Source organism: Streptomyces sp. NPDC006384 (assembly GCF_042870695.1).
Lineage (GTDB): Bacteria > Actinomycetota > Actinomycetes > Streptomycetales > Streptomycetaceae > Streptomyces.
In genome coordinates this window covers 1-19,921 of record NZ_JBIAHR010000045.1, presented here as the reverse complement: position 1 = coordinate 19,921, position 19,921 = coordinate 1, and the positions used below count along the sequence as shown (strand labels likewise).

General features: G+C 71.8%; 22 protein-coding genes. 5 read left to right on the top strand and 17 right to left on the bottom strand.

The window, feature by feature from the left end:
- The 14 genes from ACFYOJ_RS35795 to ACFYOJ_RS35730 all read right to left on the bottom strand — a co-directional run.
- Nucleotides 1-103, bottom strand: a 103-nt coding sequence (locus ACFYOJ_RS35795) for a biotin carboxylase N-terminal domain-containing protein (protein WP_133888840.1), incomplete at its 3' end; no start/stop codon positions are given.
- A gap of 1 nt (nucleotide 104) precedes the next feature.
- Nucleotides 105-689, bottom strand: coding sequence for a flavin reductase family protein (locus tag ACFYOJ_RS35790; protein ID WP_356558666.1), 585 nt, complete (start codon nucleotides 687-689; stop codon nucleotides 105-107).
- 42 nt (nucleotides 690-731) lie between these two features.
- Nucleotides 732-2,444 (bottom strand): tryptophan 7-halogenase, encoded by a 1,713-nt coding sequence (locus tag ACFYOJ_RS35785; RefSeq protein WP_356558667.1) that lies wholly within the window; start codon nucleotides 2,442-2,444, stop codon nucleotides 732-734.
- A 226-nt stretch (nucleotides 2,445-2,670) separates the two neighbouring features.
- A complete protein-coding gene (locus ACFYOJ_RS35780) occupies nucleotides 2,671-3,624 on the bottom strand; it encodes a MarR family winged helix-turn-helix transcriptional regulator (RefSeq protein ID WP_388598600.1) in 954 nt (317 codons plus the stop codon).
- Between the two features lie 171 nt (nucleotides 3,625-3,795).
- A complete protein-coding gene (locus ACFYOJ_RS35775; RefSeq protein ID WP_356558669.1) occupies nucleotides 3,796-5,268 on the bottom strand; it encodes an MFS transporter in 1,473 nt (490 codons plus the stop codon).
- A gap of 66 nt (nucleotides 5,269-5,334) precedes the next feature.
- The gene (locus tag ACFYOJ_RS35770; RefSeq protein WP_388598602.1) at nucleotides 5,335-5,967 is read right to left on the bottom strand and encodes a hemerythrin domain-containing protein; all 633 of its coding nucleotides are present in this window, start codon (nucleotides 5,965-5,967) and stop codon (nucleotides 5,335-5,337) included.
- Nucleotides 5,968-6,130: 163 nt separating this feature from the next.
- Nucleotides 6,131-7,444: a cation:proton antiporter gene (locus tag ACFYOJ_RS35765; RefSeq protein WP_356558671.1), complete on the bottom strand. Its 1,314-nt coding sequence runs from the start codon at nucleotides 7,442-7,444 to the stop codon at nucleotides 6,131-6,133.
- A gap of 63 nt (nucleotides 7,445-7,507) precedes the next feature.
- On the bottom strand, nucleotides 7,508-8,083 hold the full coding sequence (locus tag ACFYOJ_RS35760; RefSeq protein ID WP_356558672.1) for an NAD(P)H-dependent oxidoreductase: 576 nt from the start codon (nucleotides 8,081-8,083) through the stop codon (nucleotides 7,508-7,510).
- The gene (locus ACFYOJ_RS35755) at nucleotides 8,080-8,481 is read right to left on the bottom strand and encodes a nitroreductase family deazaflavin-dependent oxidoreductase (RefSeq protein WP_356558673.1); all 402 of its coding nucleotides are present in this window, start codon (nucleotides 8,479-8,481) and stop codon (nucleotides 8,080-8,082) included. Before ACFYOJ_RS35755 ends, ACFYOJ_RS35760 begins: the two co-directional genes overlap by 4 nt.
- 113 nt (nucleotides 8,482-8,594) lie before the next feature.
- Nucleotides 8,595-9,062, bottom strand: a complete 468-nt coding sequence (locus ACFYOJ_RS35750; RefSeq protein WP_356558674.1) for an ester cyclase — start codon at nucleotides 9,060-9,062, stop codon at nucleotides 8,595-8,597.
- 26 nt (nucleotides 9,063-9,088) lie between these two features.
- Complete coding sequence (locus ACFYOJ_RS35745) at nucleotides 9,089-9,631, bottom strand: nuclear transport factor 2 family protein (protein WP_356558675.1); 543 nt, start codon at nucleotides 9,629-9,631, stop codon at nucleotides 9,089-9,091.
- Nucleotides 9,628-9,999, bottom strand: a complete 372-nt coding sequence (locus tag ACFYOJ_RS35740) for a dehydrogenase (RefSeq protein ID WP_356558676.1) — start codon at nucleotides 9,997-9,999, stop codon at nucleotides 9,628-9,630. The genes ACFYOJ_RS35745 and ACFYOJ_RS35740 overlap by 4 nt, the downstream gene beginning before the upstream one ends.
- A gap of 358 nt (nucleotides 10,000-10,357) precedes the next feature.
- Complete coding sequence (locus tag ACFYOJ_RS35735; RefSeq protein WP_356558677.1) at nucleotides 10,358-10,564, bottom strand: transcriptional regulator; 207 nt, start codon at nucleotides 10,562-10,564, stop codon at nucleotides 10,358-10,360.
- Nucleotides 10,561-11,196 (bottom strand): OvmZ protein, encoded by a 636-nt coding sequence (locus tag ACFYOJ_RS35730; RefSeq protein ID WP_356558678.1) that lies wholly within the window; start codon nucleotides 11,194-11,196, stop codon nucleotides 10,561-10,563. Before ACFYOJ_RS35730 ends, ACFYOJ_RS35735 begins: the two co-directional genes overlap by 4 nt.
- Nucleotides 11,197-11,587: 391 nt before the next feature.
- Between ACFYOJ_RS35730 and ACFYOJ_RS35725 the strand changes: the two genes are divergently transcribed.
- On the top strand, nucleotides 11,588-12,175 hold the full coding sequence (locus ACFYOJ_RS35725; RefSeq protein WP_356558679.1) for a TetR/AcrR family transcriptional regulator: 588 nt from the start codon (nucleotides 11,588-11,590) through the stop codon (nucleotides 12,173-12,175).
- Nucleotides 12,176-12,204: 29 nt separating this feature from the next.
- Here ACFYOJ_RS35725 and ACFYOJ_RS35720 read toward each other — a convergent pair whose 3' ends face one another.
- Both ACFYOJ_RS35720 and ACFYOJ_RS35715 read right to left on the bottom strand, forming a co-directional pair.
- The gene (locus ACFYOJ_RS35720) at nucleotides 12,205-12,813 is read right to left on the bottom strand and encodes a ScbR family autoregulator-binding transcription factor (protein ID WP_356558680.1); all 609 of its coding nucleotides are present in this window, start codon (nucleotides 12,811-12,813) and stop codon (nucleotides 12,205-12,207) included.
- Nucleotides 12,814-12,974: 161 nt separating this feature from the next.
- Nucleotides 12,975-13,724 (bottom strand): response regulator transcription factor, encoded by a 750-nt coding sequence (locus ACFYOJ_RS35715; RefSeq protein WP_356558681.1) that lies wholly within the window; start codon nucleotides 13,722-13,724, stop codon nucleotides 12,975-12,977.
- Between the two features lie 457 nt (nucleotides 13,725-14,181).
- Here ACFYOJ_RS35715 and ACFYOJ_RS35710 point away from each other — a divergent pair, with 457 nt between their 5' ends.
- Nucleotides 14,182-15,135, top strand: coding sequence for a ScbA/BarX family gamma-butyrolactone biosynthesis protein (locus ACFYOJ_RS35710; RefSeq protein ID WP_356558682.1), 954 nt, complete (start codon nucleotides 14,182-14,184; stop codon nucleotides 15,133-15,135).
- A 29-nt stretch (nucleotides 15,136-15,164) separates the two neighbouring features.
- Complete coding sequence (locus ACFYOJ_RS35705) at nucleotides 15,165-16,097, top strand: NAD-dependent epimerase/dehydratase family protein (RefSeq protein ID WP_356558683.1); 933 nt, start codon at nucleotides 15,165-15,167, stop codon at nucleotides 16,095-16,097.
- 69 nt (nucleotides 16,098-16,166) lie between these two features.
- Here the strand turns inward: ACFYOJ_RS35705 and ACFYOJ_RS35700 are convergent, their stop codons facing one another.
- Complete coding sequence (locus ACFYOJ_RS35700; protein WP_356558684.1) at nucleotides 16,167-17,015, bottom strand: carbohydrate-binding protein; 849 nt, start codon at nucleotides 17,013-17,015, stop codon at nucleotides 16,167-16,169.
- A gap of 416 nt (nucleotides 17,016-17,431) precedes the next feature.
- Here ACFYOJ_RS35700 and ACFYOJ_RS35695 point away from each other — a divergent pair, with 416 nt between their 5' ends.
- Both ACFYOJ_RS35695 and ACFYOJ_RS35690 read left to right on the top strand, forming a co-directional pair.
- Nucleotides 17,432-18,916, top strand: a complete 1,485-nt coding sequence (locus ACFYOJ_RS35695) for a DUF2252 domain-containing protein (protein WP_356558685.1) — start codon at nucleotides 17,432-17,434, stop codon at nucleotides 18,914-18,916.
- 102 nt (nucleotides 18,917-19,018) lie between these two features.
- The gene (locus tag ACFYOJ_RS35690) at nucleotides 19,019-19,831 is read left to right on the top strand and encodes a hypothetical protein (RefSeq protein WP_356558686.1); all 813 of its coding nucleotides are present in this window, start codon (nucleotides 19,019-19,021) and stop codon (nucleotides 19,829-19,831) included.
- Nucleotides 19,832-19,921: the final 90 nt, after the last annotated feature.

Sequence of the window (19,921 nt, the reverse complement as noted above, 5' to 3'; positions counted from 1 at the left end):
CCGGGTCCGCGTAGACGGCCACGCTCGCGATCCCGGCGTCCCGGCAGGCCCGGGCTACGCGGACAGCGATTTCGCCACGATTGGCGATGAGCACCCTCCGCATGTCAGGACGCCTGCCGGGCGGCCGGCGGCGCGTCCGGGGCCACGTGGTGGAACCGGCCGGTGCCGGTCTGCAGCGGCCCCAGCGATCCGTCGAAGAAGATCAGCGGTTCCCGGCCCTGTTCCGGTGTTCCCAGGGCCACCACCTCGCCGACGACGATGTCGTGGTCACCGGCCGCGTGGACGTCGACCGTCGTACAGGTCAGGTGGGCCAGCGCCTCGCTCAGCACGGGCAGTCCGTCCGCGGTGAAGTGGTGCGGGACGCCCTCGAGCATGTCCGGCCGCCGCTCGGCGAAGTGCCGGGCCAGCGACTGCTGGCGGCCGGAGAGGAAGTTGACGGTGAACCCGCCGCTCTCGGCCAGCGTGCTGTGCAACCGGGACCGCCGGTGCAGACAGAACAGGACGAGCGGGGGCTCCAGGGAGACCGAGGTGAAGGAGTTGACGGTCGTTCCGTCCGCCTCGCTCCCCGATCCGGTGGTGATCACGGTGACGCCGGTCGTGAACAGGCCGCACACACGGCGCAGGCCCAGGGGGTCGACGGGCCGGCGCTGCTCGGAGGCGCGGGTCAGCGACCGTGCTGCTGCGGACATGGCCGTCCTTTCTTCGCGGTGTGGGGAGGGAGACTGTGCGGATCAGAGGAGCTTGCGGACCTTGGAACCGGCCTTGAGGATGCCGAGCAGGAACTCCCGGCCCACGTTGTTCATCTCGGCCGGCGCCTGGGCGGAGGCCCAGTACAGGAAGCGGGCCATCGTCACCGTCGACGGGTAGATGAAGCGGCGGCTCTCGTCCTTCCAGCCGAAGACCGGGTTGACGACGGGGGACTCGTCGAGCAGCCCGAACACGATGTCGGCGGCCTCGTCGCCGGTCAGCGCGCCCGCCTCGTACTTCTCACAGGTCTCCGCAGTCGCCTCCAGCAGCTGCTTGAAGGAGTCGCTCTGCGGCCACCACAGGCCCGGGTACGGGACGTTCTCCAGCTCGTCGAAGTGCTCCGTGCGACCGTCGCGCAGGTGCTTGAGACGGGCCCGGGTCAGCCGCATGGTGCCGGGGGTGATGAAGGAACCCCAGACCCGGAAGACCGCGTTCCACAGCCGGAAGTGGGAGAAGGAGATGAAAGAGCTGTTCACGAGCTCGTCGTTGTACTGCAGCAGCCCCTGCTCCAGGCGCTCGACGTACTCGAAACGCTCGGCCGAGAAGTCGCCGTCCTTCAGCGCGGTCACCAGACGAGAGGTGAGCGCGTCCACCACTTCCAGGGTGTTCGACAGTCCCCGGGAGAACAGCGGGTCGAGGAATCCGGCCGCGTGCGACATCAGACACCAGCGGTCGCCGACGGTCTGCTTCGAGGAATACTGCAACCGGTCGGTGGACACCCATTCCCGTACTCGGGTGGCGCCGTCGAATTGCCGCTTGACCGCCGGGTACTTGTCCAGGAAGAGCTGGAACTCCTGCTCCGGGGAAAGATCCTTGGGCTTCGGGTAGGTGCGCTCGTCGATGGTCAGCGCGACGCTGCACAGCGGGTTCCGGGACTTCTCGTGATTGTCGAACGGGATGATCCAGAACCAGCCGCGCTCGATGAGGTGGTGCATGGTGCCGGTGTGCCAGTCGGCCGGCGGCCGGAGCGCGGCCGGGTGTCCGCTGACGTCGTCGAACCGCTTGATGCCCACGTAGTGGGTGAACATCGACCGGGAGTGGTGCTTGAAGCGGGCCGGCTTCTCCCGCAGGTCGAGCTTGTCGGCGAGCGGTGAGCGGAACCCGGAGGCGTCCACCAGGTATTTCGCCCGGTACAGCTCGGGCTGGGCGCCCGGGGCGGCGCTCTTGCCGAGGACCGTCACACCGTCCTCGTCGAAGTCGACCTCGCTCGCCCGCCAGTTCTGCCGGGGGGTGCAGCCGTACTTGATCGCCACGTGGAACATGAAGGCGTCGCTGTCCTGACGGAACATGTGGCTGTTCTGGTGGAAGATCTTCGGCAGCGCCAGCTGGGTGGCCTGCCGGGGGTCGGGCTCCCTGCCGACCTCGTGCTTCATGAACCCGAAGTGCGCCTTGGTGCCGAACGTCGGGGCGATGTCCCGGGTGGAGGCCTGGACGCTGGCCAGGCTCTTCAGCTCGGGTATCCCGTGCCGTTCGGAGAGGATGTGGATCCACTCCACGAGCTGCGGGGTCATGGACTCGCCGATGGCGAAGCGGGGGTGCGCGGCCGCGTCGACCAGCAGAACGTTCGCGCCGTGCCGGGCCAGGATCGCCCCCGTCACGGAGCCGGCCAGTCCGGAGCCCAGGACGATGACGTCGAAGGTCATCTCCTCGGGTACGCCGGCCGGTTCGGGCATGCCTTCGGTCCGTGTCGCGACCATGAGCTGTCTCCTTCGTCGAGGCGGTGCACAGCGGGTTCCGGTGTTGAGCACGACGGTGTGACCGCATGGAAAAAGGCCCTTCGCTCCGTTCGGAGTGAAGAGCCTTGGAGGGCTTCTCGGGGGAAGTTCTGAAAGGAACCTGGAAGAAGGTCCTCAGGAAGTGGTGGGGCGGCGCAAAGGCATGCGAGAACCGCTGGGTTAAGCGTGACAGCATTTCTCCGGAGGATCAACCCCCGGCCGGGACCGGAGGCGTCGGGATTTCGGAGAAGGCGCTTCCGGAATGTGTGGGGGAAAGGAGTTTCAGCAGCAGAGCGCGCAATTCCTCGGTGCCGCCGGGGCCGAGCAGGTCCGACACGTCGGCCGCCAGGTCGTCCACGGCCCGCGACACCGTGTCGAGCTTCTCCAGGCCGGTGTCGGTCACTTCGAGGGCGTAGCGGCGCCGGTCGTGCGGATCGCGGCCTCGGCGCACGAGTTGCTGCCTGACCAGTTCGTCCACGAGCTGGGAAACGGCGGGTCCGGTGATCGACAGCAGTTCCGCCAGTCGCTGCTGGGCGCAGGGACCGAACGTCGTCAGGACGGACAGCGGGCCGTAGTGGCGCACCCGCAGACCGGTGCCGGCCAGCTTCTCGTCGCCGAGTCGGCGCAGCCGGTGGTGGGCCTGGGCCACCAGGTACTCGGTGCCCTGCGCCAGGGACTGTGCGGACTCGGGCAGCAACCGGGTGAGGAGGGAGTCGAGCCGCGCGGTCTCTTCGGGAGTGAGTACGGAGGTGAGCCGGGCGTCCCGCTCGGCCACCGCGCGCCGCCGGACGTCCAGTGCCCGGCGTCCCTCGTCCGTCAGGGAGAGCACGTACTGGCGCCGGTTGTCGGGGTTGCGGGTACGCCGGACCTCGCCGCGCTCCTCGAGGCGGTCGATGACCGACACCATGATGGTGCGGTTGATGCCCAGCCGCTCGGCCAGATCGAGCTGGGACTCCCAGTCGTGACCGGTGAGCGCGTCGAGCACCAGGAAGTCGCGGGAGTCCGCGTCGCCGCCGTTGCCGGTGGAGGAGAACTGGGCGTGGACCCGGCGCAGGAGGTAGCCGATGAAGTCGGTGAGTGACTCCGGGAGCGCCCCGGGGACTTCCGCGGTCTCCTCGGTCCGTGTGACGGGGCTTCGCCCGGCGTCGCGTTCATACCGCAAGAACAGCACCTCCTGCCCGAGTATACGGGCGGTGTCCGGGAACGTCCGGCGGCGTGCGCCGCCCCGCGGAACGCGGACCCGTGCGGGACGGAGAAGGGGCGTGCCGGGTCGGCACGCCCCTGGAAGACTCCGGCGGCCCGCCCCGGGGGACAAGGCGGGGCCGCCGGAGGGTCACAGCGCGACCGGGGGGTGCTGCGGGTCGCGCTGCGGCTGGGGGGCGGCCGTGGGAGCGGTCACCATGGCGACGACCAGGGCCAGCAGGTAGAGGCCGCCACCGAGCAGGAAGCCGTAGGAGTACCCGGTGGTCAGTGCCTCGGGCGCGTTGCCCGGCAACTCGTTCTCGGTGATCACGGTGGCGGCGGCGGCCAGTGTCGCCAGGCCGATGGCACCACCGATCTGCTGGGCGGTGTTGACCAGGCCGGAGGCGGCGCCGGTGGCCTGCGGCTCGACGCCACGGACGCTGATGACGGTGACGGTCACGAAGACCATGCCGAGCCCGAGGCCGACGACCAGCTGTGCGGGCAGCAGTGCCGCCAGCGGGTTCTGACCGGGGGTCAGGAAGCTGAACCAGGCCATGCCCACGATGCCGACGACCAGGCCCACCACGATGACAGCGCGCTCGGACATCCGGGCCAGCAGCTGCGGGCCCAGGCCGCCGGCCGCGATGCCCATGCCGAGCGCGAAGGGCAGGTACGCGAGGCCGGTGATCATCGGCTCGTACCCCTTGACCAGCTGCATGTAGAGGGTGAGGAAGTAGAAGGTGGCGAGCATGCCGGCGCCGACCAGGAACATGATCAGGTTGGCCCCGACCCGGCTGCGGTCGGCGAGCAGACCCCGGGGGATCATCGGCGCGCGGCTGCCGCGCTGGACGGCGACGAAGGCGACGAGCAGGACGAGGGCGACGGCCAGTCCGATCAGGGCGAGGCCGTCACCGATGCCTTCCTCACCGGCCCGGGTGATGCCGAAGACGAGGGCACCGAAGCCGAAGGTGGCGGCGAAGGCGCCGGGCACGTCGACCTTGCCGCGCTCGCGGTCGCCCTCGACGAGGACGCCGGTGCCGAGAAGTACGGCCAGGGCGATCGGGATGTTGATGAACATCACCCAGCGCCAGCTCAGGAACTCGGTGAGCACGCCCCCGAGCAGCAGGCCGACGACCGAGCCGAGTCCGCCCATGGCGCCGTACACCCCGAGCGCCTTGTTGCGGGCGGGGCCGGCCTCGAAGGTGGTGGCCAGCAGGGACAGGGCGGTGGGGGCGGCGATGGCCGCGCCCGCGCCCTGGATCACCCGGGCCAGGATGAGCAGTTCCCCGCTCTGGGCCACGCCGCCGAGCAGGGAGGCGGCGGTGAACAGGACCAGGCCGATGCGGAACACCCGGCGGCGGCCGAAGAGGTCGCCGGCCCGGCCGCCGGCCAGCAGCAGGCCGCCGAACGCCAGGGCGTAGGCGGTGACGACCCATCCGAGGCCGGACTCGCTGAGGCCGAGGGCACTCTGCATGCTCGGCAGCGCGACGGCGACGATGGTGTTGTCGAGGACCAGCATCAGCTGTGCTGCGGCGATGACCAGCAGCGCGAGGCCGAGCCTGCCGTCCTGCCGCGGCGGCGCCGCGGCCTTGGGGACGGCCTGGGTGCGGTCTTGCAGCGACATGAGTTCTCTCCGATGTCTCTGGTGGGAAGCGGGGGGGCGGGGCCCGGACCGGGCGGTGGCCGCGGTTCAGCGCAGGGCGGCGTCCGCCTTCGGGGTCCAGATGTCCAGGTCCTCGTAGGCGGCGCGCCATTCGGTGGCGTAGGCCTGGCGCAGGGGCTCGGGCATCTTGCCGAGGACGGTGGCCACCTTGGCCGCGTCGATGTCGTCCAGCAGCCAGGGCAGGTAGCGGGTGGAGTCGTCGCCGATGCGGGTGCGCTGCTCGGCGCTGAAGGCGGCCCACTCCTTCTGGCTCAGGGTGAGGTCCATCAGGGCGAGGGCGTCCCGCTCCTCGTGGTCGAGGTGACCGCCGAGCCGGGTGCAGAGGGCGTCGGCCAGGCCGCCCAGGCGCTGGAGCCCGGTCTCGCGGTCGGCGAGGGCCGCGTCGATGTCCGCCAGCAGGGGTTCGATCACCGCGTGCTCGGCCTCCATCGCCTCGAGCAGGGCCAGCTCGTCGGGACGGCCGGCCAGGGCGCGCTCCATCGGCGGCCACACGGTGACGTCCTCGGAGACGTGGTGGGCGGTCAGGAACTTCTTGAACAGCTCCCAGCCGACCGCGGTGCTCAGTACGTGCCGGGGGTCCTCGTCGACCCGGGCGGTGATCCGGGCGATGCGCTCCAGCTCGCGCCGCAGGGCGTCGTGGATCGCGAACATCATCGTCATGTCGAGGTTCTTGAAGTCCTGGTTCACGGCTCTCTCCCTCATCGCCTCACTGCTCCGTGCGGTACCGCGACAGTATCGTCAACTTGCTTATCTATCAAGGTGCTAACTAACAAAACCCCAACTATCAGGAACCGAAGCACTGTGGGAAGGGGGGAGGCGCAGGTCAGCGTTGTTCGGCCGGTTGCGGCACGGGGCCCTTCGCGTCAGCGGATTCCCGTGCGGCGGGATCACCGGAGGGCGCCGGGGCAGCTGCCGTCCGACGGATCAGGCTGAGCGCCGGTGTGGTCATGGCCGTGGTCACCAGGGCCATGAGCACCAGGACGGTGAACAGGTCGGGGCCGACGATGCCGAGACCGAGACCGATGTCCAGCACCACCAGCTCGGTCAGTCCCCGGCAGTTCATCAGCGCGCCGATGGACATCGCGTCCCGCCATCCGGTGCCGGTCAGCCGGGCCGCGAGCGCGCTGGCACCCCACTTGCCCAGCCCCGCCACGGCGAGCACGGCACCGGCCCACCACCACAGCGCCGAGCCGCCGGCCAGCAGCGACACGTCGGTTCGCAGCCCCGTGCTCACGAAGAACAGCGGCAGCAGCACAGGCACCGCGAAGGCACGCAGCCGTATCGCCGCCGTCGCGGCCCGCCGGCTGCCGCGCGGAGTGATCACCCCGAACAGGAAGGCGCCGAACAGCGCGTGCACGCCGATCCGGTCGGTGGCGTACCCGGACACGCACAGGCCGCTGAACAGCACGACCAGCACCACGGTGTCGGAGCGGCCCCGTTCGGCCCGCGCGGCCCACCGGGTGAGCAGCGGCCGGACGACGTAGAACAGGACCAGCGTGAAGGCCGTCGCGTACAGCGCGGTCGTGACGGCACCGAAGGGCGAACCGCTGTTCGCGATCGCCACGACGGCGGCCAGCATGCACCACGCGCTCACGTCGCCCACGGCCGCGCTCGCCAGGGCGAGCACGCCCACCCGGCTGCGGTACAGCCCGCGGTCGGTGAGGATGCGGGCCAGGACCGGGAACGCGGTGATGCTCAGCGCCACCCCGATGAACAGCACGAACGAGAGCCGGTCGGTGCCGTCCGGGGCGAGCGGGCCGTACATGCCGAGCGCCAGCAGGGCGCCGAGCACGAGCGGCACGGCGGTGCCCGCCTGGGAGACGGCGAGGGCGGTTCTGCGGTCCCCGCGCAGAGTGCCGAGGTCGAGTTCCAGCCCGATGAGGAACATGAAGACGAGCAGCCCGACATTGCCGAGCATGTCGAGGTACGGGATCACGGAGGGGTCGAACAGCCAGGCCTGGCCGCCTGGCCACAGCGCGCCCAGCAGGGAGGGGCCGAGCAGGATGCCGGCGAGTATCTCCCCGACCACCGGCGGCTGACCGAGCCGGCGCAGGAACTGGGCGGCCACCCGGCTGACGAGGATCACCACCGGAACGGCGATGAGGAGGTCGGAGAGAGGGACGGGAACAGCGGCCATCACGTCTCCTGGGACAGGAAGGGGGGTGGACACCGGACGGCGTCACGGTGGTTGTCGGTCGGGTCAGGAGCCGTAGGGGTGGGCCGCCTTGGCGGTGCGCAGGGCGTCGGCCCACCACGTCAGCTGGTCGAGCATGAGCTTGGCGGCCGCCTCGCACCTCCCGGGATCGGCGGGGAACCGTCCCTCGTCGTCGAAGTGGTCGAGCACTCGGGGGAAGGTGACGACGTCCTTCATCCCCACGCAGTGGAACTCGGCGAATATCTGCCGCAGATGCTCGATCGCGCGCACTCCGCCCGCGGCACCGAGCCCGTAGCCGATGAAACCGACGGGCTTGGCCTGCCACTCCGCCTGGAAGCTGTCGATCAACGTCTTCAGCGGGCCGGGGATGCTGCGGTTGTACTCCGGCACGACCACGGCATAGGCCTCGGCGCCGGCGATTCGCGGGCGCAGCGCCGTCGTCACGGGGTCGTCCGCGGCCAGGTCGGACGGCAGCGGATGGTGGGCCACGTCCACGACGTCCAGGACGAGGTCCTCGCGCCGCCGGGCCACATCCGCGAACCATCCGGCCACGTGCGGGGCGAGCCGCCCTTCGCGGGCCGAGCCGACGAGGAGCGCGACCCGGACCGGTGCGGGCGTCACCGGTCCGCCGGCAGCGGCGCGGACACCGGCGTCAGTGCGAGGAACTCGGTGGCCTCGACCCGGGACAGGATGCGACGGGTCACGGCCGGCATGTGCGTGGTGCCGTCGTCGGTGAAGACGACGGGGTCGGTCACCCGGATGCGGCGCCCCCGGGTGGTGATCTCGCAACCACCCGCCGCCAGAACGTTCTTGACCCAGTCGGAGCCGGGCCCGTACGGCAGCGTGATGACGATGTCCGTGCCGCGCCGGAACAGTTTGACCGGCGTGGTGAACTCCCGTCCGGACTTGCGGCCCCGGTGGTGGACCTTCCCGAAGCCCGGCAGCCGGCTGAACAGGGGGCCGACGAACCGGTTGGCGAACCGTCGGTTGAACCGGGCGACTTTCCTGTCGAGGGGCATGACGTCCTCCTTGTGCGTCTTCTGCGGCCGGAGGGCCGGCGGCCGTCCGGTGCCGGCGCCGGACGCGGCAGCGCACGTACGGCGCGCGCGTCCGGCGCCGGAGCGGGGCGGGGTCAGGCGCGGGGACCGCCGGCCGGGGTGAGGGGGCCGGCCGGCTTGCCCCCCGACTGCAGGAAGCGCTGCAGGGCGAAGTTGTCGACGATGCCCCAGCGTTCGGCGATCCGGTCGCCCTCGAAGCGGAACCAGATGATCGCTTGGTGCTGGACCTGGAGACCGGTCGGCTGGATCCCGATGAAGGGACCCGTGTGCCGGCCGTGCATCACCCAGCGGATGGCGGCCTTGTCGCCCTGGGCGATGAAGTCGAGGATCTCGTACTTGATGTCGCTGAAGGCGGACTGCTGGATCCGGATGGTGTGCTTGAACGCCTCCGGGCCGCGCATGGAGTCGTCGTGGCTGCCGTGGTTGCGGAAGTCCGCGGTGAGGTAGCGGTCGGCGGCCGAGAGGTCACCGAGGTCGAGACCCTCGTGGAAGACCTTCTCGATCAGTTCTTTCTGCTGGTCCGGCGTGAGAGCGGTGGGCATGGCGGGTTCTCCTTCGCTGGGCGGGGTTACTGGGAGGGGGTGCTGCGGCCGCCACGGGTGTCGAGCGTCCGCTCGTCGACCCGGGTGACACCGGCGGGTACCGCTCCGGTGGTCCACACGATGCGCAGCCGCAGCCGGTCGAAGCGCCAGCCGTCCGGCGTACGCCGGGCCGTACCGGCGAAACGGCCGCCGAGCTGGAAGTACTCGGAGGCGTCCGGGGGCTGCGGCGAGCCGTGGTGCACATGGGAGGCGATCAGGCTCCAGCCGACCTCGGCGCGGTCGCCGTCGACCTCGACCGTGCTCTCGGAGCCGTGGTGGTGTGTACGGCCCCAGCGCGCCATGATCCGGGCGGTGAAGCCGTCGACGCCGGTGCTGCCCCGGTGGCTGCCGACCGGGAACGTCATCTCCACGTCGTCCGTGAACAGGGAACGGGCCCATGCCGCGTCGAAGGTGCCCGCGTCGAGGCTGGCCAGATAGCGGTCGGTGAGGTCCTTCAGCGCCACGATGTCGGACAGCCGGGTCACCTCGGCGGCCAGACCTGCGGGGAGCGCGGTCTGCGCCGGGGTCACGAGACCCTGCGCGCTTCGGTCCGGGCGCCCGTCGCGTAGATCACGGCGTCGTCGGGGCTGTGCACGACGGCCTTGCCCTCTCCGGTGAGCGTGTCCCCGAAGAGGCGCGCCGTGATGTCGATCTGTATGTACGCGGCATGGTGGCCGTTGGGGCTGATCTGGGTGACGTCGAGGTTGAAGTCCTCACGCAGGGAGAACTCCAGGGCCTCCTCGCCGACCGAGGTCCACGTGCCGTAGCCGGTGCTCTTCCGCGTCGTGACCGAGAGCGAACCGTCCGCGGCGAAGGCGACCGTGTACTCGTCCACCTCGTCGTCGTGCGTGACCGTACCCGTCCATCGTCCGACGGGGGTCCAGGCAGAAACAGGCATCGTCCACACTTCCTCGAATGGGGGCGGCAGAAAAAAAGAGATCCGCGGCGAGTCGGTGCTGACGACTGGCCGCGGATCTCTCGGAAGGCGAAGAACGCGGGGCTGCGAGGAGCCGGCCGCGGGACGCGCCGCCCGTGAGACTTCCGCCGAAGAAGCGGCGGCATCCGGGCATGGGGGCGCCGCAGAAAGTGTGACAGTTACCGTCTTCGTCGTCAACTGCCCTGTTGGAGAAGGGTGTTGAGACAAAGCAGCTGCCCCCGCGGCCGGTGTGGGCCGCGGGGGCAGCTGGGTTCCGAGCCCCGCACGGATCGGTCCTTGACGGAGCGGTCGGTCCGCAGAGGTCCCTCGGGGACCCGGGTCATTCGAGCGGGCCCCGGCGGGTCAGGGCCAGCAGTTCCTCCAGGTCGTACTCCGCGCGCTGGGGACCACCGTGGCGGGTGATCTTTCCGCGGCTGGCCCATTTGCGGATGGTGGCCTGGGACACGCCCATCGCCAGGGCGGCCAGTTCCGTGGGCACCGTACGGCGCCGGGCCGTACCGTCGGTGCGCTCCGTGAGGCCGCTCACGCGGCCGGCTCCTTCTCCGTGCGGCCGGCCAGCAGCAGCCACTGCCGGGGCGGCACCGGGTGGCCGGCGTCGCAGGAGACGTGGCCGGGGGCGCGGTCGCGGTCGCCCGGCCGGACGCCGAAGAGGGCGCCCTCGCACTCCGGCCGCGGACACGGACCGAGCGGGAAGCTGTTCACCGGTCCCGGGCCGAGCAACTCGTCCAGGCTCGCGAGCAGCTCGCTGACCTCCTCGGTGAACTCGACGCCGGCGGGGTGGCCGGCGAACCACGGCAGTTGCCGCCCCAGGAACCGCACCAGTCCGCCGAGCCCGTGCTCCGTCGCCCCGAGGGCGGTGCCGCCGCGCTCGTCCAGGACCAGCCGCGCCCACAGGCCCAGCGTCTCGGTCACCCTGCTGCGCAGGGACACGACCTGCTCGTCCAGCACGATACCGACGCTGCCACGACTGCCGCTGACCCGCTGCCGCAGTGCCTTCGCGGGGGCGGCGGCCAGGGTTTCGTCGCTCTCCTTGTACAGGGCGAGCAGCGTCCGCAGCTCTCGGCCGGACCGGTCCAGGCAGCGGGTGCAGATCCGGCCGCACCGCCGTGCGCAGTCCCTGCTCGTGTGCTCCTCGGTGGCTCTCTCGCGCTCATCCATCGAAACCCCCCGATCCGTGGCAGTTGTGTAAGACGGCATTCAGTCTCGCCAGGCTCTTGGGGGCACTTCTACCGCCGGCGATGCAGGGTTCCCACAAGCATGCGAGGTGGGGTCAGCGCAGTGTCAGCGCCGTGCCAAGTGCCCAGGTCCGGGCGTCCGGATGAAGGGCCGATCCAGGAAAACATGCAAACCTGCCTACTTGTTTGTGGCTCGCCAGAGGGTTCCGGAGCGGAAGATTCAGGCCAATTGGCGTGCACATGTGAAGGAAATGCGCGGGGGAAGCGGTCGTCGGGAGGTGCCGAGCATGGGTACGGCTTCCGAGAAACAGGCTTCCTTGTATGCTTCTGTGGTCGAGTGGGCGGCAGGGGTCGAGGAAGGCAGGTGCGGTCTGATGCAGGCACGGTCCGAGCGGACCCGGGAGGCTCTGATCCGGGCCACGGCGGAGCTGATCGCGGACGGGCGTCCGGCCGACACGGGCCTGGTCAACATCTGCCGTCGGGCCGGCGTGAGCCGCGGCGCGCTCTACCACCACTTCTCTTCGACCACCGACCTTGCGGCCGCCGTCCACGAACAGGCGCGCGGACGGCTGGAGGAGATCGTCGACACGGCGTTCTCCGGACCGGCCGCCGACGCCCCGGAACGCTTCTGCCTGGCTCTCGCCGAGGCGCTGGGCACTGACACGATCGTCCGGGCGGGCCTGGAGCTGGCCCCGGACGGCTCAGCGGGACCGCCGCGGCTGCGCGATCACCTGATGTCGCTGCTGCGCGCCCGGGTGGCCGCCGCGCACGAGGCGGCCGGTGGACGGCACGGCGCGCCGCCCGGGGACCTGGCCGACCTGGCCGTGGTCATGACGGCCGGGATCGAGACCCTGGGCCGGTCGGACCCCGGATGGTGGGGCGGCGACACGTCCCGGCGCCTGTGGGCGCTGATGCGCCCGCTGTTCCTCGAGGCGGGCGGTGCCCGTCACCGCGAACCGTGACAACGTTCGCAGGCCGTCCGGGAGCGGGGTCAGGACGCGGGCGGCGCGGTGCGGAGCCGGCCGATCAGGCCGGGAGTGGCGAGACCGGGCAGGAAGAAGCGCCAGAAGGCGCCGACCCGGTCGCGCAGGTCCACCCGGCCGGTGTACGCCTGGGACATGATCTGCAGGCCGGTGAAACAGCCGACGATCGTCGACGCCGCCTCGTCCACGTCGACTCCAGGCAGGAGTTCGGCCCGTTCCTCCGCTTCCCGCAGCAGTTTCTCGACCGTCTCCAGGGACTGCTCGTAGGCGGTCCGCGGAGGGCGGTTGAAGGAGGTCTGCTCGGTGGTCAGACGCACGCTGGCGCGCAGGACCGGGTCGTGCTGGAGCCGGCGGGCGAACTCCAGGGTCAGGTCGATCACCGACTGCAGCCGCACCGGCCGGTCCGGCACATCCAGGGCCTCGCCGTGGGCCTGGACCAGGGCGACGGCGATCGCTTCCTTGGAGGGGAAGTGGTGGTACAGGGAACCGCGGGTGAGTCCGGTGCGGGCCAGTATGTCGTTGGTGCTCGCGGCGTCGTAGCCGCGTTCGTCGAAGACGTGGGCGGCGGCCTCGAGAATCGACCGCCGTGACTGCCTGCCGCGTTCCTGTTGAGCCATGTCCCATCCTTACCCTGCCGCAATTACCCAGACAGACTAGTCTGTATTGTTGTTCCTCTCCACGCCGGTCACTCTCCGCGTCGGGCGGGCGGTGGCGTGCGGACCCGGGGCGGGGCGCGCGTACGAGCGGGGCCTCGGGGGCGGGCCCCCGGGAGGTGCGGTCACGGATGACCGAGCCGGAACCCCACACCGCGCACGGTGATGATCCAGCTGCTGGAACCGAGCTTGCCGCGCAGCGTGCCGACGTGCGTGTCCACGGTCCGCCCCCGGGGCGACCACGCGTCGTCCCACACATGGGCCATGATCTGGTGCCGGGTGAGTACCGTGCCGGCCTGCAGGGCCAGGAGGTGCAGCAGGTCGAACTCCTTGCGGGTCAGGTCCAGGGGTTCGCCGTGGAGGGTGGCCGAACGGGCGGCCACGTCGATGCGCAGCCCGGCGTGGGTGATGACCCGGCCCGTGTCCGCCATGACCGGCCGGCCGTGCGAGCGGCGCATCACCGCCTCCATGCGGGCCAGTAACTCACGGAAACCGTACGGCTTGACCAGGTAGTCGTCCGAGCCCGCCTGGAGACCGAGTACGCAGTCGAGTTCCGAGCGCCGTGCGGTGACGGTGATGATCGGTGTGTCGCTGGTGCTCCGGATGGTCCGGCACACCTCGAGGCCGTCCAGGTCGGGCAGGTCGAGGTCGAGCAGGATCAGGTCGGCGTCGCGGTGTCCGTGCAGCGCCTGTGCGCCGGTGGCCACGGCGCGCGCGGTGTATCCCTGCCGGGCCAGTTCCCTCAGGAGTGTCTCGGCGGCCCGCCGGTCGTTCTCGACGACCAGCACGTTCCGGGGCGGCCTGCGGCCCGGGGTGCCGGGCGGGAGGCGGTGTTTCGATGGCGGACCGACGAGCTCTGCGTACTGGCGGTTCATCTGTCCCCCTGAAAACACCTGAAAACTCATCACGTCATCACGGACTGAGCTCACGGCAGAGACAGTACCAAACAGACTTGTCTGTTTGTCAAAGTCCGCATCGTGCTGCTGTGCGACCCGTCGGGTGCTGGGGCCGGCCTGCTGCGCGCTGGGTGCTTCTCGCCGAAGGGGGCTCGTGTCCCGGTCCCGCTCGTTCGGGGCTTCGGAGGGATGTGAGGTCGGCGAGGGGTCAACTCGCGGGTGTTCCCGGGTGGTTGCCTGTCTCCTCGTCCGGTCCGGCGCGAGGGTGGGGGTGCGTACAGCACTTGGCGCACGTGAGTTCAACAAAGCTCCTTTCCTCTTGTAGAAACGGACCGACCTGTCTGTATCTTTGGCGCCAGACAGTCGGCCACGGGGGTGAACAGCCGACTCACCGCCTGGTGTCATCCCCCGTCTGAACCTGATGGGAGCCCTGCGCATGCCGAACCTCACCTCGAAGGCACCCGGCGTCAAAGCACAGTCCCGGGAGCTGACCTCCACCGTTCCGCGTGAGTACGTGCACCGCGCGGCCGTCTCGGAAGTCCTTCTCACCGGCTGGGAGCACGACGGTCCCGCCGACGGCGACCGCAGCGGCTTCGTGGTCAGGGCCCAGTGGCCGCGCTGCCACTCCCTGTTCGCGTCCGACCACGGCTATCAGGACCCGATGCTGCTGGTCGAGTCGGTGCGGCAGATCGGTTCCCTGCTGGCGCACGCCGAGTTCGACGTGCCGTTCGGGCACCAGTTCCTCATGTCCGACCTCAGCGTGACCGCCGACCCGGAGCTGTTCAGGGTCGACGCGGCCCCCACCGACATCGAGATGCACACCCTGTGCCGGGACATCGTGCGCCGCGGCGGCGGCCTGCGCGAGATGCGCTACGACGTCACCGTCCGACGCGGCGGCGAGGTGCGGGCGACCGCCTCGGCCGCCTTCCGGTGCATGAGCCCGCACGTGTACAGACGGCTGCGGGGTGAGCGTCCCACGGTCTGCCGTCGCACACTCCCGCCGGCGCTCGACCCCGCCGCCGTGCGTCACGGCAACCCCTGGCACGTCCTGCTGGGCGAACCGTCGCCGATGACGCCGGGCCGCTGGGAACTGCGGGTCGACACGGCCCACCCGACCTACTTCGACCACCCGACCGACCACATCCCCGGCATGGTCCTGCTGGAGGCCGCCCGACAGGCCGCCCACGTCGTGACCGGGCTGCCCTGCGCCCGGCTCTCGGACGTGCGGGCCGGCTTCGCACGCTACGCCGAGTTCGACTCCCCGTGCTGGATCACGGCCACCGCCGGGGAGTACGGCGCACAGGGCGAGCTGCCGGTGCGGGTGCGCGCCAGCCAGCAGGACGAGACCGTCTTCACCGCCGACCTCGTCCTGCGTCCCCGGGTCAGCTGACCCGCCTCATCCGCTGGGAGGGTTCCCCCGTGCTCACCGTACTGATCACCGGCGCGTCCGGATTCGTGGGAGGACGCGTCGTCCGCGAGACGGAGAAGCGGCAGGCCGACATCAGGCTGCTGTCGCACCGACGCCCCGTCCCCGGCTCCGGGAAACGGTGCGTACGGGGTGACCTGGCCGATCCCAGCACCTTGCGCGGCGTCTGCGAGGGCGTCGACGTACTGATTCACTGCGCGGCGCAGATAGGCGGCACCGAGGCGGTCAACGAGGCGGTGAACGCGGGCGGCACCGCGGCGCTGGTCGCGGAGGCCCGGCGGGCCGGGGTCCGGCGTGTCGTGCAGCTCAGCACCGCCTCGGTCTACGGCCGCGGCACCTACCGTCGCCAGCGTCCCGAGGAGCTCGTCCGGAACCCGGGTTCCTGCACCTCCCGCACGCGCGCCGCCGCCGAGGACGCCGTGCTCTCGGCCGGCGGGATCGTCCTGCGCCCCCACCTGGTGTACGGAGAGGGGGACGTCTGGGTCGGGCCCGGCATGGCCCGGGTGCTGCGCGATCTGCCGGGCACCGTGGCGGGCTGGTCCGCGCGGATGTCGATGATCGCCGTCCCGGACCTGGCCCGTGCCCTGGTGGGGGCCGCGTTCGCCCCCGACTCGGCGCTGTCCGCGTCCGTCTACCACGCGGCGCACCCGGAACCGGTCAGCGTGCGCGGCGCCCTGCGCGCCGTCGCCGCCTGCGCCAAGATCCCCTGGCGGCGACGGGACCTGACGGAGGTGCAGGCGCGCGGGTTGCTGGCCGGGAACGACGCCCTGTCGGGCATGGTCGACCTGCTGACGTCCGATCACCTCTTCGAGTCCGACACCCTCTGGTCGGACCTCCGGGAGACTCCGGGCGATCCGTTCGCCACCGGGTTCCTGCGTGCCGAGCCCTGGTACCGCTCGGTGCTGGCTCCTCCCGGACGCCCGTGACGGCAAGGCCCCCGCCGGTCGGGCGGCCGGCGGGGGCCTGGGGGCGGGAGGCCGCCGGTGCTCCGGGGGTCAGGTCTCGCGCTGCCACAGCGCCGGCACGGCCGGTGGTTCCCAGCCCGCCATCGAGGTGTGCGCCTGGAGACAGCGGTAGGAACTGCCCCCGTACGTCACCCGGTCGCCTGCGGCGTAGGTGCGGCCGCTCGCCCAGGTGCCGCCCGGCGGATCGGTGGGCGGATCGGTGGGCGGGTCGGTGGGGTCGGTGCCGCCTTCCACGTCCAGGACGAAGTCGAAGGTGGCCTGCCTGCCGCCGCCGGCGTCGCGGACGTTCATGAGCAGGGCCGGGTCGAAGAGGGCGTCCGTGCCGTTGCGGGGCTCGCCGGGGAAGTAGAGCTGGGTGGTCAGCACGGGTTCGCCGGGAGCCTGGACCTTGACGTGGAGGTGCCGGGTGCGGCCCGGGTAGAGGCCGGGGACGATCGTGCGCAGGGTGAACGCGCCGGTGGCGTCGGTGAACTGGTGGCCGCGGAAGGCGTATCCGGCCATGTCGTAGGCGCCCGCGTGGTCGGCCTGCCAGAAGTCGAGCAGGACGCCGGGCAGCGGGACGCAGGTGCGGCCGAAGACGTGGCCGCTGACGGTCAGCCGGGTGCCGGGGGTGCCCGCGGTGACCAGGTCGGTGCGCAGCGGCGAGTCCGGCTTGAAGTAGGGGCCTTCCATCTGGTCGGGCGTGGGGTCGTCGCCGTCGTCGCAGTAGGGCGTCGGCGGCAGGGTGACGCCCGGTGCGCCGGCCGGGTCCCGGGCGAGGGCGGCGGCGCCGGTGGCGAGCAGCGGGACGGCGGCACCGGCGGCGACGGCCGCCCTGAGCAGGGTCTTGCGGCTGACGCCGGGCTCGGCGTCAGAGGCGCCGGAAGGGGTGGGTGTCATGTCGGGTTCCTCGGTCTCCTCGGTGGGGGGATCCCCTGGGAAGGCGGACGGGACGTGCATGACACGGAGCGCGGCCCCCGGGCGTGCGGGGCAGGCTGTGATCGCTTCGGGGGACGCGCTCCGCCGGTGATCGCCGAAACCGTAAGCCGCGCCGGCGGGCCGGGGAACCTCCTGTTCCGCCCTCTGCCCGGCGTTATGCGGGCGGGGCGGGGACGTGTACGGGGGCGCGGCCGGGCGGTAGCGTCATGGCGCGTCCACGCCGGTGACGGGCGCGCACGGTGGGTGCGGGCGGGGCTCGGCGGGGACGGGCGGTGCGGGCGCGCGCGAGGACGCGGGTGCCTGGTGGACACGGCGCGTGCGGGGCGTACGGGCCGGTACGGGTACTTCCGGTACGGGACTTAGGGGAGGGCGGTCGGATGACCACCGAGGTGACGGCGGGGGCGGACGGCGGGGCGCACGGCGGGGCGGGCGCGCGGCCGGGGGCCGGGACGGGCGCGGCCGGCACGGCGGGCGGGGCGGTGCGGGTGCCGGTGGTGCCGGGGTTCGCGCGGTGGCCCGTCGGCGGGTCGCCGAAGGCGGAGGGCAAGGCGCTGCGCGCCCGCGTGCCCCGGTCCGCGCACGCCGTCCTCGAGACCGACGGGGCCCGGCCGGACGTGGTGAGCGCGGTCGAGGAGTCCAACCGCGGCCGGATACCCGGACTCACCCCGATACGGGCCGGGCGGATGGCGGCCACGCCGTTCGCCTTCCTGCGCGGGTCGGCCGGGCTGATGGCGTACGACCTGGCGCGCACGCCGGTGACGGGGATCGGCGCGCAGATCTGCGGCGACGCGCACGCGGCCAACTTCGGTCTCTACGGGGACGCGCGCGGCGGCCTGGTCATCGACCTGAACGACTTCGACGAGACGGTCCACGGCCCCTGGGAGTGGGACCTCAAGCGGCTCGCCGCCTCGCTGGTCCTCGCGGGCCGGGAGACCGGCGCCGACGAGGAGACGTGCCGGGCGGCGGCGCACGACGCGGCGGGCGCCTACCGGCGCACCATGCGGCTGCTGGCCAGGCTCCCCGCGCTGGACGCCTGGAACGCCATCGCCGACGAGGAGCTCGTCTCCCACACCGACGCGCACGACCTGCTGGGCACGCTGGAGCGGGTGAGCGAGAAGGCGCGGGCCAACACCAGCGGCCGTTTCGCGGCCCGGTCGACCGAGGCCACCGAGGACGGCGGACGGCGCTTCGTGGACGCCCCGCCCGTGCTGCGCCGGGTGACCGACGCGGAGGCGGCGGCGGTGGCGGCCTCGCTGGAGCCGTACCTGGCGACACTGTCCGAGGACCGGCTGCCGCTGCTGGCCCGGTACGCGGTGCACGACGTCGCCTTCCGCGTCGTCGGCACCGGCAGCGTGGGCACCCGGTCGTACGTCGTGCTGCTCCTGGACCACCGCGGGGAGCCGCTGGTGCTCCAGGTGAAGGAGGCCCGGCCCTCCGCGCTGGTGCCGCACCTGGCGACGGCCGGCTTCGACGTCCCCGAGGTCGCGCACGAGGGCCGGCGGGTGGTGCTGGGGCAGAAACGCATGCAGGTCGTCAGCGACATCCTGCTGGGCTGGACCTCGGTCGACGGGCGGCCCTTCCAGGTGCGGCAGTTCCGCAACCGCAAGGGCAGCGTCGACCCGGTCGCGCTCGCCGCCGACCAGATGGACGACTACGGCCGGATGACCGGTGCCCTGCTGGCCCGCGCCCACGCGCACAGCGCCGACCCGCGCCTCCTCGCGGGTTACTGCGGCAAGAACGAGGAGCTGGACGAGGCGGTGGCGGTCTTCGCCGTCGCCTACGCCGACCGGACGGAGGCCGACCACGCCGAGCTGGTCGCGGCGGTGCGGGCGGGGCGGGTCGCCGCGGAGACGGGCGTATGACGTCCGGTCCCGTCGTACCCGGTTCCGTCGCGCCCCGGCCGGGTCCGTGGGGGCGGTCGGGCGCGCAGGGGCGGCGGGCGGACCGTGGCCTAGGCTGGACGGGTGACGACCCCGGAAGCTGAGCCCGAGCAGGGCGGTGCGCCGCGGCCCGAGGAGCGGCTGGAGCAGGCCGTACGGGCCGCCGAGCAGGCGCTCATCGAGTACGAGATCGCGCTGGAGACCTTCCGCGTGGAGGTCGAGAACTTCTCCCGGCTGCACGAACAGCGGCTCGGCCCGGTGTACGCGCGGCTCGAGGAGCTGGAGGCACAGATCCTGGAGGCCAGAGCGGCCCGCAGCCAGGACCCCGAGGACCGGCGCCGCGCCGACGAGGCGCGCGCCCGGCTGATGCCGATCCCCGGGGTCGAGGAGCTGCTGCACGGCTGGATGGACGGGGACGGGCTGTTCCCGGAGGCCACGGCGATGCTCACGGACCAGGCGGTACGTCCGCCGAAGCGGGTCCGGCCCGGTGAGGAGGCCCGCCGGCTCTACCGCGAGCTGGCCCGCAAGGCCCACCCCGACCTGGCGCAGGAGGAGGACGAGCGGATCCGGCGCGAGGAGTTCCTCACCCGCGTCAACGCCGCCTACGCCCGCGGCGACGAGGCCGCGCTGCGGGAGCTGGCCGAGGAGTGGGCCGCCGGGCCGGTGCACGAGCGGCGTCCCGGCCGCACCGAGGAGCTGTACGCCCGCCTGGAGTGGCTCGACCGGCGCAAGGAGCTGCTCACGGTGCTGGCCAGGGAACTGGAGGAGAGCGCGATCGGCGCCATGCTCCGGCTGGCCCCGGACGACCCCGACCGCCTGCTGGAGGAGATCGCCGAGCAGCTGGCGGCCCAGGTGAGCGAGCGGGAGGCCGAACTGGCGGGACTGCTGGAGAGCTAGTGTCCTGCGCCAGAGATCCGTCGGCAGAAGCGGGCGAGAGAGTCGAGGATCTCTTCGGCTGTCTTGGTCCAGATGAACGGCTTGGGGTCT

Coding starts and splice junctions, on each gene's coding strand:
- ACFYOJ_RS35775 (WP_356558669.1), bottom strand. CDS start 5,268: ATGTCGCTGCAAGACCGCACCCAGGCCGTCCCCAAGGCCGCGGCGCCG.
- ACFYOJ_RS35700 (WP_356558684.1), bottom strand. CDS start 17,015: ATGACACCCACCCCTTCCGGCGCCTCTGACGCCGAGCCCGGCGTCAGC.
- ACFYOJ_RS35790 (WP_356558666.1), bottom strand. CDS start 689: ATGTCCGCAGCAGCACGGTCGCTGACCCGCGCCTCCGAGCAGCGCCGG.
- ACFYOJ_RS35710 (WP_356558682.1), top strand. CDS start 14,182: ATGCCGAACCTCACCTCGAAGGCACCCGGCGTCAAAGCACAGTCCCGG.
- ACFYOJ_RS35785 (WP_356558667.1), bottom strand. CDS start 2,444: ATGGTCGCGACACGGACCGAAGGCATGCCCGAACCGGCCGGCGTACCC.
- ACFYOJ_RS35770 (WP_388598602.1), bottom strand. CDS start 5,967: ATGACGATGATGTTCGCGATCCACGACGCCCTGCGGCGCGAGCTGGAG.
- ACFYOJ_RS35730 (WP_356558678.1), bottom strand. CDS start 11,196: ATGGATGAGCGCGAGAGAGCCACCGAGGAGCACACGAGCAGGGACTGC.
- ACFYOJ_RS35720 (WP_356558680.1), bottom strand. CDS start 12,813: ATGGCTCAACAGGAACGCGGCAGGCAGTCACGGCGGTCGATTCTCGAG.
- ACFYOJ_RS35715 (WP_356558681.1), bottom strand. CDS start 13,724: ATGAACCGCCAGTACGCAGAGCTCGTCGGTCCGCCATCGAAACACCGC.
- ACFYOJ_RS35765 (WP_356558671.1), bottom strand. CDS start 7,444: ATGGCCGCTGTTCCCGTCCCTCTCTCCGACCTCCTCATCGCCGTTCCG.
- ACFYOJ_RS35740 (WP_356558676.1), bottom strand. CDS start 9,999: ATGCCTGTTTCTGCCTGGACCCCCGTCGGACGATGGACGGGTACGGTC.
- ACFYOJ_RS35725 (WP_356558679.1), top strand. CDS start 11,588: ATGCAGGCACGGTCCGAGCGGACCCGGGAGGCTCTGATCCGGGCCACG.
- ACFYOJ_RS35695 (WP_356558685.1), top strand. CDS start 17,432: ATGACCACCGAGGTGACGGCGGGGGCGGACGGCGGGGCGCACGGCGGG.
- ACFYOJ_RS35750 (WP_356558674.1), bottom strand. CDS start 9,062: ATGCCCACCGCTCTCACGCCGGACCAGCAGAAAGAACTGATCGAGAAG.
- ACFYOJ_RS35755 (WP_356558673.1), bottom strand. CDS start 8,481: ATGCCCCTCGACAGGAAAGTCGCCCGGTTCAACCGACGGTTCGCCAAC.